The following is a 16,208-nucleotide window of genomic DNA, read 5'->3' as shown; positions in this document are numbered from 1 at the left end:
AATTTATACAATTAGTCAATATTGTGAAAGGGTGTTTTTCATGTCTGAAAAGCCAATACAAGAAAGAGAACTCCATGCTGCTTCCGGCTTTGCGATGCTGTTCCTTTCCATCGTGAGTCTGATTGTATCCATCCTGCTGTTTGTCCTCGCAGTTGCACTGAGCAATCAGCTGAGCGGCCTGCTGGTCGGGGTAGGCGTTGTGCTGCTCATCGTATTTATCATCATCAGCTGCGGATTTTTCAATCTATCGCCCAACCAAGCTGCTGTTTTGAGTCTGTTCGGAGATTACAAAGGCACATCCCACCAGAAAGGTCTGCTTTGGACCAATCCTTTCTATTCCAAGAAAAAATTGTCGCTGCGCGCGCGCAGTCTAAACGGCGAAAATCTCAAGGTCAACGATGCCGCAGGTAACCCGATTGAAATTGCCGCTGTCGTTGTTTGGAACATCGGAGACACGTTCAAAGCATCGTTCGATGTCGAAAATTTTGAGGCGTTTGTTAAGGTGCAAAGCGAATCCGCTGTGCGGCACCTGGCAAACCTGTACCCCTATGATGTCAGCGAGAGTGAGCAGACCAAGACTCTGCGCGGCAACACCGAAGAGGTCGCACAAGCGCTGAAAGCCGAATTGCAGGAACGGACAGATAAAGCTGGTATCCTCATCGAGGAAGCCCGTATCTCCCATCTGGCTTACGCGCCGGAGATTGCCGCTGTCATGCTCCAACGGCAGCAGGCTTCGGCAGTGATTGCCGCCCGGCAGATGATCGTGGAGGGCGCGGTAGGCATGGTACAAATGGCCATCGACCGATTGGGAGAAAAAGGGGTGGTTGAGTTGGATGAAGAGCGGAAAGCCGCCATGGTCTCCAATCTGCTGGTTGTACTCTGCGCAGAAAAGGCCGCTTCGCCCATTGTGAACGCGGGAACGCTGTATCACTGATGGAACGGCAACCTGCGGGCGGCACGGGAAACACCCCTAAAAAGCCCAAAAAATCCGTGCTGCTGCGAATAGACGGCGACCTATGGGAGGAGATTGCGGCATGGGCGGAGGATGAATTTCGCTCTGTCAATGGGCAGATGGAGTACCTGCTGCATGAAGCGGTAAAAGAGCACAGAAAACACCGCGGCAAAGAGGGTTAACCCCACAGAAATTCTTTCCCATTTGCTGTAAGCAGCGGTACCTCATGCAAATGCTGCCGCGCATTAACCACAAAAGGCCTCTGATAGACAAAAATGGCGTACGGGTTTTATCCCGCACGCCGTTTTTACATCTGCGCGTTTCCGCCATTTATGTATGGAAGGTCACACCAGCGACTGCCCTTTTTCTTTTTCGCGATGCGATTGTTCCAACCTGTTCATCAGCCGATGGATACGCCCCACCGGGTTGAGCAGTTCGGACATGGAACGGTCGAAATTCAAGGTATCAATCACAAGCGCAATGTATTTCGCCATATCCACTTCGGCATACCACGGACGTGCTTTGAGCGCCTCTGTGCGATAGACGAGATTGGTGGTAAAGGCCCTATCAAACAGACCTGCCGCATAGGCATCATCAAATTTCTTCAAACCGTTGCAGAACAGTCCAAAGCTCGAGAACATAAAGATGCGACCCACTTTTTTCTCCCGGAGCTGCTCGGCGATATCCAGCATGGAATCACCGGAGGAAATAATGTCGTCCACCAAAATGACATCTTTCCCCTCCAGATTGCCGCCGAGGTATTCGTGGCTGAGAATGGGGTTGCGCCCGCCGACAATGCGTGTATAGTCGCGGCGTTTATAGAACATGCCGAGTTCCAGTTCCAACAAGGAGGAATAGTAGATGCAACGGTTCAGACCGCCCTCATCCGGTGAGATGACTGCAGTGTGTGTGCGGTCGATATGAATATCCGGTTCCTCTCGCACCAATGCTTTGAGCATCTGATAAGTAGGATGGATGTTCTCAAAACCAATCAGCGGAATGGAATTCTGCACACGCGGATCATGCGCATCAAATGTGATGATGTTCTCCACACCCATCTGCTGCAGTTGCTGCAACATGACCGCACAGTCCAACGACTCCCGCGAGGTACGCCGGTGCTGGCGGCCCTCATAGAGCATGGGCATGATGACATTGATACGGCGGGCCTTGCCGCCCGCCGCCGCGATGATGCGGGTAAGATCCTGAAAATGGTCATCCGGACTCATGGGCACCTGCATGTCGTACATATCATAGGTGACGCCGTAATTGAACATATCCGTGATAATGAACAGGTCGTGTCCGCGCACAGACTGGTGAATGATGCTTTTGCCTTCGCCTGTGCCGAAACGCGGGCACTCCACATTGATCTTAAAGCCGTTTTCGTTGCGGCTGCCGCGCCACTGCACCAGCCAGTCGTTGACCTCAGCCAGCGTATCCTCGCAGCCGGTCATGCCGATGATTCCCAAATCACCTACCGGCATGGGTACTTTGAGTTCGTCTCCGCTCATTGCCGCTCCCCCTGTTTGTTGATGATCACTTTGCCTGCTTCTGTCCATTCCAACCGTCCGTCGCAAAACAATGCCACCGCGCGCGGCAGAATGTCCCATTCCGCCTGCTGCATCACACGCTGCTGCAATGTTTCCGCTGTATCTTCCTGCAGTACTTCCACTGCCTTTTGTAAAATAATCGCGCCGCCATCGGTCACCTCATTGACAAAATGCACCGTCGCGCCGGTAACTTTCACCCCGTATGCCAAGGCCTTTTCATGCACGCGCAGCCCATAATATCCCGGCCCGCAAAATGCGGGGATGAGCGATGGGTGAATGTTCATCATCCGCCCGCGATAGGCATCGGTGACCCTTTTTCCGAGGATGGACAGATAGCCCGCCAACACCACCAGGTCGGCCTTTGCCTCCCCCAGTGCCGCAAGCAGCGCCTGCTCAAACATATCGTCGCTCGCATAATCTTTCCGGCGTACCACGCAGGCCGGAATACCATGCTTTTCGGCACGCTCCAGTGCAAACACACCGGGCTTGCTGGAAATCACCATGGTGATTCGCCCGTTGATTTTGCCGGCTTCCATCGCATTGATAAGCGCCTGCAAATTGGTGCCGCCGCCCGAGACCAGCACCGCGATATTCAGCATACAACCACTCCGTCGTCGCCTTTGGCAACTTCGCCTACCAAATAAGCAGCCTCTCCTGCCTCTTTCAGCACACGAAGCGCCTCATCGGCCTGTTCGGCGGGCACTGCCGCCATCATGCCCAGCCCCATATTGAACGTGTTAAACATGTCGCGCTCTGGAATATGACCCGTTTCCGCGATAACCGCAAATACCGGCGGCACAGGAAACGCCCCTTTATGGATAACTGCCTGCAAACCCTTTGGGAGCATCCGGGGAACATTCTCGTAAAATCCGCCGCCGGTGATATGGGATACGCCATGCACCGACACTGCCGAAAGCAAGGCAAGCAGCGGTTTGACATAGATCTTTGTGGGAGTGAGCAATGTCTCCCCCAGTGTGGCGGAAAGTTCCTCAACATACATACCCAGCTTTTCGCGGTCGATGCCAAAAATCTTGCGCACGAGCGAAAAGCCGTTAGAATGCACGCCGCTCGATGCAAAGCCGATGAGCACATCGCCCTCTCTCACATTGTCTTTAGAGAGCATGGCGTCTTTTTCCACCGCACCCACGCAGAAACCCGCAAGGTCGTACTCATCCGCCGGATAGAAACCGGGCATTTCTGCGGTCTCGCCGCCGACCAGCGCCGCGCCTGCCTGCACACAGCCCTCGGCCACGCCGCCAACAATTGAAGCCATCTTTTGGGGACTGTTCTTTCCGGTAGCGATATAATCCAGAAAAAAGAGCGGTTTGGCGCCCACGCAAATCACATCGTTGACACACATCGCCACGCAATCGATGCCGACGGTATCATGCTTGTCCATCAAGAAAGCCAGCTTGAGCTTGGTACCTACGCCGTCGGTGCCGGAAACCAAAATCGGATGCCGCAGGTTCAGTTCGCCCAGATCGAAAAGGCCGCCAAAACCGCCCAGTCCGTCTAACACGCCGCGTTGAGTGGTGCGCGCCACATGCGCGCGCATGAGTTCCACCGCCTGATAACCGGCGGTCACATCGACCCCGGCTGCTTTATAGCTTTCGCTGAAACTTTTCATTTACACACCTCCGGCGGCAGAGCGACGACAGGATGGTTCCGCAGCGCCGTCTGTATTTTTGACGATTTTAAAATCCACTGGATTCTTTTGTTCGCTCAATTTTTGTTCAAACCGGTCCTTGGGTACTTCATTCGGTACATCCATCGCGTACCGTCCGGTGAAACAGCCTGCACAATAGCCGTCGCGCATCCCCGGCACAATGCGTGAAAGATCTTCCACACGCAGGTAGCCCAGCGTATCCGCACCGATTGCTTTTTGAATCTCAGGAATAGACATGCGGCACGCGATCAGGTTTTCGCGCGAGTCGATGTCCGTACCGAAATAACAGGGATTCGTAAACGGCGGCGAAGAAATACGCACATGAACCTCAGCCGCGCCTGCCTCCCGCAGCTGTGAGACGATACGGGCACTGGTAGTACCGCGTACGATAGAGTCATCCACCATGACCACTCGTTTGCCTGCCACGGCGCTTTTAAGCGCGTTGAGCTTGATGCGCACCGCACGGGTACGCTGGCTTTGCGTGGGCTGGATGAACGTACGCCCCACGTAGCGATTCTTGACAAAGCCCAACCCGTACGGGATACCGGATGCCTCGGCATACCCCAGCGCCGCATCGATGCCGGAATCCGGAACCCCGATCACCAGGTCAGCCTCTACCGGATACTCTTCCGCCAGACATCGCCCGGCTTCTTTACGTGTCAGGTGGACGCTGGCCCCATTGATGAACGAATCCGGCCGCGCAAAATAGATAAATTCAAAGATACACTGCGCAGGCTTTTGCCCGCACAGGTCTTTGATACTGGTAATCTGCTCGCCTTCCGCGACCACGATTTCGCCGGGTTCCACATCGCGCACATAGTCTGCACCGATAGCGTCGAGCGCGCAGGTTTCGGAAGCAAACACCACACTTTTCCCGATTCGGCCCATACAGAGCGGACGGAACCCCTGTGGGTCGCGGGCGGCAATCAATTTGCGCGGAGACATCAGCACCACCGAGTAGGCGCCGCGGATGGTCTTCATGGCCTCCAGAAACGCCCGCTCGATTGAACGGGTGCCAAGACGTTTCTGCGCCACGATATAGGCCATCACTTCGGTATCGTTGGTGCTTTGAAAAATGGCGCCGTTCTGTTCCAACCCCTTGCGCAGGTCGAAAGAATTGACAAGGTTGCCGTTGTGTGCCAATGCAATGGTCCCTTTGGCATACTTCATCACCAGCGGCTGCGCATTTTCCCGCGTGTTGCCGCCGGTGGTGGAATAGCGCACATGCCCAACCGCCATCTGACCCGCGCCAAGTTTGTTCAGTTCCGCTTCACTGAACACATCCGGCACCAGACCGATGTCCTTGTGCGCACGCATGACACCGTCGTCGTTCACCGCGATGCCGCAGCTTTCCTGTCCCCTGTGCTGGAGAGCATAGAGCGCCGTATAGGCCATATGGGCCACGTCCAAACCTTCGTGGTCGTAAATGCCAAAAACACCGCATTCTTCGTGTGGCTTGTCCTGCATGAGGGGTCTCCTTTCACGCCCGCGGCCGCACCTTGGCGGCGGAGGGAAACAACTTGCCTGCGGGGATACAAAACATCCCTATCAACAGTATGGGCCGGTTGCCGGGATACAATACGGATGAACCGCCCCGTATCCTGTGTCTGCCTTATTCGCCGAACAAACGGCGCACAATCTCATGGTACGCGCCTTCGACATTGCCGAGGTCGCGGCGGAAGCGGTCTTTGTCCAATTTCTCATGGGTCTTGCTGTCCCAAAAACGGCAAGTGTCCGGCGAGATCTCATCGGCGAGGATGATCTGCCCATCGGTTGTTTTGCCAAACTCAAGCTTAAAGTCCACCAGCTCGATGCCAACTCCCGCAAAGAATTTCTTCAAGTAGTCGTTGACCTTGAACGTCAGACCGGCAATGATATCCAGTTCTTCACGGGTGGCAAGCCCCATTGCCAACGCATGGTAATCGTTGATGAGCGGGTCGTCCAGATCATCATTTTTGTAGGAATACTCCAGCACCGTAACCGGCAGAACCTTGCCCTCCGGGATGCCCAGACGTTTGGACATGGAGCCGGCGGCGATGTTGCGGATGATGACTTCCAGCGGCACAATGGTCACTTTTTTGACCAGTGTTTCACGGTCGGACAGCTCTTTCACAAAATGGGTGGGCACTCCCGCCTCTTTTTCCAATTTTTCCATCAGAAAATTAGTCACGCGGTTGTTGATAACACCCTTGCCTGCAATCGTACCCTTTTTTTTGCCATTGAAAGCGGTGGCGTCGTCCTTGTAGTCGACAATAAACAGCTCCGGGTCGTCGGTTTTATATACCTTCTTGGCTTTACCCTCATAGACTTGATCCAATTTATTCATAGCTTTTCTACCTCCGCCTGCAAATTTGCGTCTTTCTTTTCCACACCGTCGGCCATGGATTGCTTGTAGTCCAACAGCTTTTGTGTCAAGCCCGTGTTGCCCAGCGCCAATATCTGGATGGCAAGAAATGCGGCGTTTTTCGCGCCGTTGATCGCAACGGTCGCCACCGGAATACCGGACGGCATCTGTACGGTGGAAAGCAGCGCGTCCATCCCCTCGAGTGCGGCCGATTTCACCGGGATACCGATGACCGGCAGAACACTCTGTGCCGCAAGCGCCCCGGCTAAGTGTGCGGCCATGCCAGCCGCCGCGATGATTACCCCAAAACCGTTGTCCGCCGCGCTTTTCGCAAAAGCCGCCGCCTTACCGGGTGTCCGGTGCGCCGAACAGACATGCACCTCGAATGGAATGTCAAACTCCTTGAGCGTGGTGAGACAGCCTTTCACCACGGGCAGGTCGCTGTCGCTGCCCATTATAACAGCCACTTTTTTCAGTTCCTGCATGATGGTCCCTCCAATAGATTTACCAAAAAAAATACACTTCCATCATTTAGAAGTGTATTTTGGTTATACTTGTCTTGCATCCGCGCCTTTGCGAGAAGGAGCGCCGCTTTTAACACAATATGAAAAAAGAAACAACCGAGCCGTAAAAATCGCGGTCAAGACGGGCACCTCCAACATCAGCAAATAACGACAAATCCGGTATCTCTTATTTTATTGCAAACCGCATCATATTGCAAGTGGAAATTATGTTTTCACCGTTTGGATGCCGCATTTTGGCGAAACTGAACGAAAATTCCCCAACATGTGCGGCTGCTGTTCTACACTTGTGTAAAAAATAAGGTCACAGTTGCAGGCCGCGCATACTTATGCGTCAAATTTTACACAATCATGGAAAATGCAGTCCCCGGCACTTTGTCACTTGCCGTTCGTAACCTACTGCTGGTCGCCCGTCACCAGTTCCTTGACTGAAACAGCCAGCGACGCCAACGACTGAAGCTCGGATGGAATGATGATTTTTGTTGCTTGACCGTCAGCCACTTTTGCAAGTGCGTCGAGCGACTTGAGCGCGATCACCTTGTCGCTCGGAGCGGCCTCGTTGAGCAGTTTCAAGCTGTCCGCCAACGCCTGCTGCACCTTGAGGATGGAGGCTGCCTCGCCCTCTGCCTCAATGATTTTGGACTGCTTTACACCCTCCGCGTGAAGGATAGCAGCCTCTTTCGCGGCCTCCGCCTGCAATATCTGCGCCTGTTTCTGCCCTTCAGAAACCAGCACCTGGCTGGCCTTTTCCCCTTCGGCACGCAGCACCGACTGACGGCGTTCCCGCTCTGCTTTCATCTGCTTCTCCATCGCGTCCTGTATCTCACGCGGAGGAACGATGTTTTTCAGCTCCACACGGTTGACCTTGATGCCCCAAGGGTCGGAGGCCTCATCCAGAATGGTGCGAATCTTGGTGTTGATGACATCGCGCGAAGTGAGCGTGTGATCCAGCTCCAAATCGCCGATGATATTACGCAATGTTGTTGCCGTAAGGTTCTCAATGGCTTGGATGGGACGCTCCACACCATAAGTGTAAAGTTTCGGGTCGGTCACCTGAAAAAAGACGATGGTATCGATCTGCATGGTCACATTGTCTTTGGTGATAACCGGTTGCGGCGGAAAATCAACCACCTGTTCCTTTAGGGAAATGACCTTGGCAATCCGATCCACAAAAGGTGCTTTAAATTTGATACTGCCCGAACCCCATGTGGTGTAATATGCACCCAGGCGCTCGACCACGAAAGCACTGGCCTGCGGCACGATGCGAAAACAGCTGATAGCGACACCGATGAGAATAATGGCTAGGATAATCCAGATGATAACAGTTGTATCCATGTCTTTTCCTCCTGCTTAGGCGGGGATAACCCGCTGCTTCATTTATTTGACAGAAACGATGAGTTTGACCCCCTCGATACGTTCAATACACACTTTTGCGCCGTCGGGGATAGCTATGCCGCTGTCAGAACGCGCCGTCCATGTTACACCGGACACAATAACCGCGCCGGTTTCAGCCAGATTATCGATCCGTTCACACACCACAGCTTCCCGCCCGATAAGCCGGTCAGCATTGGTAAAGGTTTTGGGAGGTGTTCGGACAAAACGCCGCAGCAGCGGGCGGGTAAAAATCAGCAAGACGGCAGACACAATCAAAAACAGCAGGAACTGCACCAGCAGCGGCTGGTCGAACGAAGCCGCAAGCATAGCGACCACACCGCCGAGGGCTGGCCAGATAGCAACCAGCTGTATGGTTGCCAATTCGATCACCACCAGCACAATCACCACAATCAGCCAAAACAACAAATTGCTGCTCATCCATTTTCCCCCTCTAGTGCATGGGGCGGAATGCCATGCCGCACCACCCGCATCACCTGTTTTTCTACTTTGCATTGTACCATGCGCGGCTGAAAAAGGCAATTGCAGACAAGTCTTCCTGTGCAACATTTATGCGCGAAAAAATATACTGTAAAAAAGCACTTCCCAAATCGTTCCCGTTTCGTGCTGTTTCATCGAACTTCACTGGAGCTTAAAGGGCCGCACCGGTCACCTTGACAGGGCGGGAAGATGGTGCTACACTACAAATAAAGTGATGATGGGGATAGTAATCGGAACGCACGGAAACCAGAGAACGGCGCCATGGTGTTGGATCATGTGCTGGAAGCGCCTTTTCCGCCGTCCGGTGAAAACCACCCCGGAGCGCGCACCGACGATGTGCCATGCAAATGCGGATTTCCGCAATCAGGCCGTCGCAAGGTGCGTCGGCCAAGCCCCGTTACCGGCAACGAAGCGGCGCTTTCAACAGCGCAACAAGGGTGGAACCGTGGGACGATTCAATGCCTCACCCCTTTTTTGGAGGGGTGGGGCATTTTTGCGCCGTAATGCCTTTTCCTCCATAAAAAATCAGAAACGGCGATACCTACAGGAGGGTGAATGATATGCCAAACATCACACTGAAAGACGGCAGCATCCGTGCCGTAGAACCGGGCGCGACCTCGCTCGCGCTAGCTAAGGAACTGGGGGCAGGGCTGTACAAAGCGGTCTGCGCCGCCCGCATCAATGGGAAAGTCCGCGATCTGCGCACCGAATTGCAGGACGGCGACACATTGGAGCTGCTCACATTTGAAGACCCAGACGGCAAAAAGGCGTTCAACCACACCGCCTCCCACATCCTTGCACAGGCTGTGAAACGGCTCTACCCAGAAGTAAAACTGACCATTGGCCCGGCTATTGAGGACGGCTTCTATTATGATTTCGACAGCGACATTTCCTTCACACAGGAGGAATTGGTCAAGATCGAAGCCGAGATGAAAAAGATCGTCAAAGAGGCACTCCCCATCGAGTGTTTTACACTGCCGGCCCTTGAAGCCATCAAATTGGTGGAAGAAAAATCCGAACCTTATAAAGTGGAACTGATCAACGAGCACGCGGGAAAAGGGGAGGCGATCTCCTTTTATAAGCAGGGCGAATTTACAGAACTGTGCGCCGGACCGCATCTGCCGGATACCGGACGGGTCAAAGCGTTCAAATTGACATCCAGCACCGGCGCCTACTGGCGCGGCGACTCGAAAAACAAGATGCTGCGCCGTGTCTATGGCACCGCGTTCCCCAAAAAGTCCGAACTCGAAGCCCATCTAACCATGTTGGAGGAAGCGAAAAAGCGCGACCACAACAAGCTTGGCCGCGAATTAGGCTTTTTCACCACAGTGGATTATATCGGGCAGGGGCTGCCGGTTATGCTCCCGAAAGGCTCCCGTGTGCTTCAACTGCTTCAGCGCTTCGTGGAAGATGAAGAGGAAAAACGCGGTTACCTATTGACAAAGACCCCATTGCTTGCTAAAAGCGACCTGTATAAAATTTCCGGTCACTGGGACCACTACCGTGACGGCATGTTCGTGCTGGGTGATGAGAGCAAGGATGCAGAAGTGTTCGCCCTACGCCCGATGACCTGTCCGTTCCAGTTTCAGGTTTATTTGAACAAAAAACGCAGCTACCGTGATTTGCCTATGCGCCTCAATGAAACCTCCACGCTGTTCCGCAATGAGGCGTCGGGCGAGATGCACGGACTGATTCGCGTGCGGCAGTTCACCATTTCGGAAGGACACCTTGCCTGCCGCCCCGACCAATTGGAGGAGGAATTCAAAGGCTGTGTCGATCTGGCAAACTTCATGCTCAAGACCGTAGGTCTGGATGACGATGTTTCGTACCGTTTCTCCAAATGGGACGAGAACGACCGCGACAAATATATCGGTACCAGCGAGCAGTGGGAAGAAGTGCAGGACCGGATGCGCAACATCCTCGATGACCTTGGCATCAAGTACACCGAGGCATCAGGCGAAGCGGCATTCTACGGGCCAAAATTGGATATTCAAATCCGCAATGTGTTCGGCAAAGAGGATACTCTCATCACCGTACAGATCGACTTCCAGCTTGCACAGCGCTTTGGCATGAAATATACCGATGCGGACGGGCAGGAAAAATACCCGTATGTCATCCACCGCACATCCATTGGCTGCTATGAGCGCACACTGGCACTGCTCATCGAAAAATATGCGGGTGCACTGCCCACTTGGCTGGCACCCGAGCAAGTGCGCGTGCTGCCCATCTCGGAAAAGCACGAAGCCTATGCCAAGGAAGTTTGCCAGAAACTGAAAGCGGCGGGTCTGCGTGCTACAGCCGACCTGCGCAATGAAAAAATCGGCTACCGCATTCGTGAAGCCCAAATGGAAAAGGTACCCTATATGCTGGTAGTCGGCGACCGCGAGGCGGAAGAAGGCACTGTGGCGGTGCGCGCACGTGAGGGTGACCGTGGCTCGCAGACACTGGATGCGTTTCTGACAGATATCCGGCAGGAAGTTGCTGAGAAAAGGCATTGATTCATGCGAGCAATATGAACGTCACGTGTTTTTTGAGCACACTGCCTGGTTTCCGTTGAAAAAAAGAATCGGGATTATGTAAACAAATCAGCCACCAGTTATCGACAGGGTGCGGGGGAAACATCCTCCTTTTTCCACAGTTCGACCCGCCGATAGGCAACAGAGGCTGGGCAATCGGTGGAAAACTCAGTGGAAAGTGTTGAATACTCCCTGAATTCGGATAGAAACGGCTTCCGTTATGTCAAGTTGACGTAAACCATCTGTTTTTTCATAACAAAGCGGAATCATTCCACGCAAACTGAGCCTGACCATCTTCACGAAGGCAACTATGTGTTTTCCACTTGCGCACAGCAGCTTCCTTTGCACCCATCCCTCTCCCTCTATGCGGTTCACCTGCTTCAGAAAGTGAGTGATGACGCTTGCAAAAAAGCAGCATCTGTTTTATAATATGGAACAATTCATGAGGGCAAATGCAGGGGCGCGGTGATGTCATCACCATTACAGATGCCGCTTTGGACCAAAATGAAGCGGGAGGTCGGATTGGAACAGGCACATAAGGAAACACGAAATACCAGACAAAAACAGTTGATTCTCGACTGTATGAAAAACGCGGGCGGCGCCCATATGACGGTCGAAGAAATCTACGACCGCATTCGTGAGGGCAACGAGCACATCAGCATCGCAACAGTTTATCGGAACCTGCGATTGCTGGAGGAGCGGGGAACCGTTAAAAAAGTGTATGTGGCAGACGACTCGCTTGCGTATTATGAAATGAGCGACAGCACTTCTCCGCATTCACACCACCACCTGGTCTGCCGCCAGTGCGGGACGATTCTTGATTTTGAGGACGACTTGCTCGACGGACTGGAAAAACTGATCGAATCGACCAAACATTTTCAAATAGAGGATCATCGCGTCATTTTTTATGGGATCTGCGAGGCGTGTCAAAAAAAGGCACTGCAAAACCACGCCGACCAGCACCCATCCGAGTCATAAGGTAAAAAAGCCGGCGACCACTGTTTCAGTGGCCGCCGGCTTTTGCTATATGAACAGAGGCGATTATTTCTTCAAGAATGTCATCTGGCTGCGGAGTTGCTGACCGATTGCCACCAGTTGGGTCTCGGCTCCTCTGCGGCGAAGCGCATTGAAGTTCGGGCGGCCCACACGGTTCTCCAGAATCCACTCACGGGCAAATTTGCCTTCCTGGATATCTTTGAGGACCTCTTTCATGGCTTTACGAGTCTCATCGGTCACGATCTTCGGGCCGGTGATATAATCGCCATATTCGGCGGTGTCACTGATCGAGCTGCGCATGGCCTCGAAACCACCCGCATAGATCAGATCAACGATCAGCTTCATCTCATGGATGCACTCAAAATATGCATTTTCCGGTGCGTATCCCGCTTCCACCAGCGTCTCAAAACCAGCCTGCATCAAAGCGGTCACACCCCCGCACAGGACAGCCTGTTCGCCAAAGAGGTCGGTCTCGGTCTCCACGCGGAACGTGGTTTCCAAGATGCCGGCGCGCGCGCCGCCGATGCCCGCGGCATAAGCCAGCGAGATGTCTTTGGTTTTGCCGGAGTAATCCTGCTCCACAGCGATGAGGCAGGGCGTGCCGGCGCCGCGCACATATTCACTGCGCACGGTGTGGCCCGGTGCTTTCGGGGCGACCATGAACACATCGACATCTTTCGGCGGCTTGATCTGACCGAAATGGATATTGAAGCCGTGGGCAAACGCAAGCGCTTTGCCGGTGGTCAGGTAAGGGGCAATGTCTTTCTGGTACATGTCGGCCTGTTTCTCATCGTTGATGAGAATCATGATGATATCGGCTTCTTTGGCCGCATCGGCTGCCGTTTTCACGACCAGACCCGCTTCTTCAGCCACTTTCCAGGATTTGCTGCCTTCATAAAGACCGACGACCACGTCCATGCCGCTCTCATGCAGGTTGAGCGCGTGTGCATGGCCCTGGCTGCCATAACCGATGATGGCGATCTTTTTGCCTTTGAGCAGGCTGATGTTGCAGTCGCTTTCGTAATACATTTTTGCCATTGATGAATGACCTCCCAGCCGGTTCCCCGGCGTTTTTGTAAAATAGATTTATCTGCACTGCGGGACGGGATACGTCCTGCAAGGTTCAGCTGGATGAATCGGGCGGTTCTTCCGCCGGTTTTTTGCCCGCGGTGATGTCCTGTGCGCCTCTTTCGAGTGCAATAGTGCCGGTACGCACCGTTTCACGGATGCCATAGGGCAAAAGCAGAGATTCCAGACTGGCTATACGGGATGGTTTGCCGGAAACCTCCAATGTGAGGGTGGTTCGGGTCACATCCACGATTTTGGCACCGAAAATATCGGCGATCTGGACGACCTCCGCCCGGTTGGATGCACCGCACGCCACCTTAAGCAGCACCAGTTCCCGGTTGATGAACTGCCCGTGCGGCAAGGTCTTGACCTTGATGACATCAATCAGTTTGTTAAGCTGTTTTTCCACCTGTTCGGTGGTGTAATCGTCACCGTTTACCACAATGGTAATGCGCGAGACCAACGGGTCCTGCGTCACGCCCACCGCGAGGCTGTCGATGTTGAACGCACGGCGCGAAAACAGTCCCGCAACCTTGGAGAGTACGCCCGGGCGGTTTTCCACCAGAACGGACAGGGTATGTTTCATCTTTTCAGTCTCCTTTCGGTTTAGGGCGTTCACAGTGTTGGCTCATCCGGGTCGATCAGGCATTCAAGCAGGTAAGCGCCCGGTGCGTGCAGCATCTCGGCGATGGCTTCCGACGCATCCGCGTCATTTTGCAGGCGGCGGCTCTCCATGCCGTAAGCTTTGGCAATCAACTGAAAATCCGGGTTGCCGCAGCCGAGCGAGGTGGCCGTATACCGCCCGTCATAATGTTTGGTCTGCATCTCATGCACCATGCCCAGACAGTCGTTGTGCATCACGATACATTTTACAGGAAGATTATACTGGCGCATGGTAGCCAGTTCCATCATCGCCATGTGAAACGCACCGTCCCCGCAAACCGCTATGATTTGGCGGCTCGGCAGAGCGGATGCAACGCCGACAGCCGCAGGCAGGCCATAACCCATTGTACCCATGCCTCCGGTCGTGAGAAACCGGCCTTGCCGGATAATACAGGCATTGGCAGCCCAGATTTGGGACTGCCCCACATCCGCCACTATTACCGCGTCATCTGCCATCTGCTCGGACAATGTGCGAAAAAATGCACGCGGCTCAATGTAGCCGCTATGCATAGGGCGCTGTTCTACGGGTTCATCCCGCAAATTGCCCAGATAGTCGATCCATGCGGCGGTGTCGCCGGGAACAGCCTGCGCGGCAAGCGCTTCCAGTACCAGCCGCACGTCGCCTACGATTGGCAGTTCTGCTTCCATGTTTTTGCCGATCTCGGCAGGGTCCACATCAATATGTACCACACAGGTGCGAGCGGCAATCTGCCCGGGTTCCGACATGGCGCGGTCGCCCACACGACCGCCCGCAATGATGAGCAAGTCGCTTTCATGAATGGCGCAGTTTGCCACGGCGCATCCGTGGGTGCCGAGCATTCCAAAATTCAGCGGATGTGCAGTGGGCAGCGAACCGTTGCCCATCAGGGTGTTCACCACGGGGATACGGCATTTTTCAGCAAGCGCAGTGAGCGCTTCCTGTGCGTGGGCAGAAAAGATACCGCCGCCCGCACAGATAACAGGTTTTCGCGCTTCTGAAATACGTTTTGCCACCCGTTTGATCTGAAGTGCGTGTCCATGCCGACGAGGTTTGTATCCACGGATGTCCACTTTTTCGGGATACGCCGATGAAGCAATCGGCTGTTCCTGTATATCAGACGGCACATCCACCAGCACAGGGCCGGGGCGGCCGGTGCGCGCAATATAAAAGGCTTCTTTCATCACACGCGGCAAATCGGCAGCGTCGCGCACCAGATAGCTGTGCTTGCAGAACGGTTCCGCCGCGCCGGTGATATCAGCCTCCTGAAAGACATCGCGGCCAATCAAACTGCTTGCCACTTGCCCGGTGATGGCTACCAACGGGATGGAATCCATATACGCCGTGGCCAAAGCGGTGATAAGATTTGTCGCGCCCGGACCGGAAGTGGCAAAGCACACACCGGGTACGCCCGAGACACGGGCATACCCGCTCGCGGCGTGCCCTGCGCTCTGCTCATGACGTACAAGACGACAGACGATATCGGATGCGGTGAGCGCATCCAAAAACGGGCAGATAGCCGCTCCCGGGTATCCAAATAGGATACGGACGCCTTCTGCTTTCAGCGCGTTTACCATAGCCTGTGCGCCGTTTGGCATACTCTGCTTTCCTCCTGCGTGACAACATTGTCTATGTAATTCTCATTCGGTGTAAAGAAGCAACCTGTTTTTCATCGGAAACGAAGTGTCTGCCGCCAGACAGGCTGTTCAATATCATATTATAGCCCGAAACGGCGTGGCGCGCAACCTTTCCGACGAAATTGCCCGGGCACCATCTGTTTTTTTAATCAAGACTGCGTGATGGAAAATATTGACCCAGTCTGCACGTAAAAGCAGATCGGGTCCATTCCATGGCGGGCATATACGGCTGCCCAAAGTCCACCTGCATACAAAAAGCGGGCTGTACCCGCGCGTTGACAGCGGGCGGGCGGTGGTCTACAATACATAATAACACGCGGTGTTTGACAAAACAGACGCCGCCTAACAAATAAAAGGTGTGGAATTACAAATGGATACGGTACAAAAGGCGCGGCTGGCGCTTTCTTCTTTGGGCATCTATCGCCCACTGCTTGGGAACCCCGCGGTCG

Annotated in this window: 16 protein-coding genes; 5 read left to right on the top strand and 11 right to left on the bottom strand. The window is 54.0% G+C overall.

Annotated elements, in window-relative coordinates; translation table 11 throughout:
• Positions 1-40 precede the first annotated feature (40 nt).
• Together ABF463_RS10285 and ABF463_RS10280 are read left to right on the top strand one after the other, a co-directional pair.
• On the top strand, positions 41-934 hold the full coding sequence (locus ABF463_RS10285) for an SPFH domain-containing protein (protein WP_415533533.1): 894 nt from the start codon (positions 41-43) through the stop codon (positions 932-934).
• The gene (locus ABF463_RS10280) at positions 934-1,134 is read left to right on the top strand and encodes a ribbon-helix-helix domain-containing protein (RefSeq protein WP_415533532.1); all 201 of its coding nucleotides are present in this window, start codon (positions 934-936) and stop codon (positions 1,132-1,134) included. The genes ABF463_RS10285 and ABF463_RS10280 overlap by 1 nt, the downstream gene beginning before the upstream one ends.
• 162 nt (positions 1,135-1,296) lie before the next feature.
• Here ABF463_RS10280 and ABF463_RS10275 read toward each other — a convergent pair whose 3' ends face one another.
• From ABF463_RS10275 to ABF463_RS10240, 8 genes are all read right to left on the bottom strand, one after another.
• Positions 1,297-2,460 carry a ribose-phosphate pyrophosphokinase gene (locus tag ABF463_RS10275; protein WP_415533531.1) on the bottom strand — a complete coding sequence of 388 codons (1,164 nt, stop codon included), beginning with the start codon at positions 2,458-2,460 and terminating at the stop codon, positions 1,297-1,299.
• On the bottom strand, positions 2,457-3,098 hold the full coding sequence (gene purN / locus ABF463_RS10270) for a phosphoribosylglycinamide formyltransferase (protein WP_415533530.1): 642 nt from the start codon (positions 3,096-3,098) through the stop codon (positions 2,457-2,459). Before purN ends, ABF463_RS10275 begins: the two co-directional genes overlap by 4 nt.
• Complete coding sequence (gene purM, locus ABF463_RS10265) at positions 3,092-4,126, bottom strand: phosphoribosylformylglycinamidine cyclo-ligase (protein WP_415533529.1); 1,035 nt, start codon at positions 4,124-4,126, stop codon at positions 3,092-3,094. Before purM ends, purN begins: the two co-directional genes overlap by 7 nt.
• Positions 4,127-5,632, bottom strand: coding sequence for an amidophosphoribosyltransferase (gene purF / locus ABF463_RS10260; protein ID WP_415533528.1), 1,506 nt, complete (start codon positions 5,630-5,632; stop codon positions 4,127-4,129).
• Between the two features lie 145 nt (positions 5,633-5,777).
• Entirely contained in the window at positions 5,778-6,491 is a 714-nt protein-coding gene (purC, locus tag ABF463_RS10255; protein ID WP_415533527.1) for a phosphoribosylaminoimidazolesuccinocarboxamide synthase, read from the bottom strand.
• Positions 6,488-6,994: a 5-(carboxyamino)imidazole ribonucleotide mutase gene (gene purE / locus ABF463_RS10250; protein WP_415533526.1), complete on the bottom strand. Its 507-nt coding sequence runs from the start codon at positions 6,992-6,994 to the stop codon at positions 6,488-6,490. The genes purC and purE overlap by 4 nt, the downstream gene beginning before the upstream one ends.
• 432 nt (positions 6,995-7,426) lie before the next feature.
• Positions 7,427-8,365, bottom strand: a complete 939-nt coding sequence (locus ABF463_RS10245; protein ID WP_415533525.1) for an SPFH domain-containing protein — start codon at positions 8,363-8,365, stop codon at positions 7,427-7,429.
• 42 nt (positions 8,366-8,407) lie between these two features.
• Entirely contained in the window at positions 8,408-8,842 is a 435-nt protein-coding gene (locus tag ABF463_RS10240) for an NfeD family protein (protein ID WP_415533524.1), read from the bottom strand.
• Between the two features lie 321 nt (positions 8,843-9,163).
• Here ABF463_RS10240 and ABF463_RS10235 point away from each other — a divergent pair, with 321 nt between their 5' ends.
• The 3 genes from ABF463_RS10235 (at position 9,164) to ABF463_RS10225 (ending at position 12,396) form a co-directional block, all read left to right on the top strand.
• A complete protein-coding gene (locus ABF463_RS10235) occupies positions 9,164-9,406 on the top strand; it encodes a hypothetical protein (RefSeq protein ID WP_415533523.1) in 243 nt (80 codons plus the stop codon).
• 56 nt (positions 9,407-9,462) lie between these two features.
• Positions 9,463-11,400 carry a threonine--tRNA ligase gene (gene thrS / locus ABF463_RS10230; protein ID WP_415533522.1) on the top strand — a complete coding sequence of 646 codons (1,938 nt, stop codon included), beginning with the start codon at positions 9,463-9,465 and terminating at the stop codon, positions 11,398-11,400.
• Between the two features lie 486 nt (positions 11,401-11,886).
• Positions 11,887-12,396, top strand: a complete 510-nt coding sequence (locus tag ABF463_RS10225) for a Fur family transcriptional regulator (RefSeq protein WP_415533521.1) — start codon at positions 11,887-11,889, stop codon at positions 12,394-12,396.
• A gap of 63 nt (positions 12,397-12,459) precedes the next feature.
• Here ABF463_RS10225 and ilvC read toward each other — a convergent pair whose 3' ends face one another.
• The 3 genes from ilvC to ilvB all read right to left on the bottom strand — a co-directional run bounded on the left by ilvC (position 12,460) and on the right by ilvB (position 15,720).
• Positions 12,460-13,452 (bottom strand): ketol-acid reductoisomerase, encoded by a 993-nt coding sequence (gene ilvC / locus ABF463_RS10220; RefSeq protein ID WP_415533520.1) that lies wholly within the window; start codon positions 13,450-13,452, stop codon positions 12,460-12,462.
• 85 nt (positions 13,453-13,537) lie between these two features.
• Positions 13,538-14,068: an acetolactate synthase small subunit gene (gene ilvN, locus ABF463_RS10215; protein ID WP_415533518.1), complete on the bottom strand. Its 531-nt coding sequence runs from the start codon at positions 14,066-14,068 to the stop codon at positions 13,538-13,540.
• Between the two features lie 29 nt (positions 14,069-14,097).
• Positions 14,098-15,720, bottom strand: coding sequence for a biosynthetic-type acetolactate synthase large subunit (ilvB, locus tag ABF463_RS10210; protein ID WP_415533517.1), 1,623 nt, complete (start codon positions 15,718-15,720; stop codon positions 14,098-14,100).
• Positions 15,721-16,208: the final 488 nt, after the last annotated feature.

The organism is Ethanoligenens sp. (assembly GCF_047718355.1).
In the GTDB taxonomy this organism is placed as follows: Bacteria; Bacillota; Clostridia; order Oscillospirales; family Ethanoligenentaceae; genus Ethanoligenens.
The sequence above is the reverse complement of the archived record's forward strand: the minus strand, read 5'-3'. Positions and strand labels throughout refer to the sequence as shown.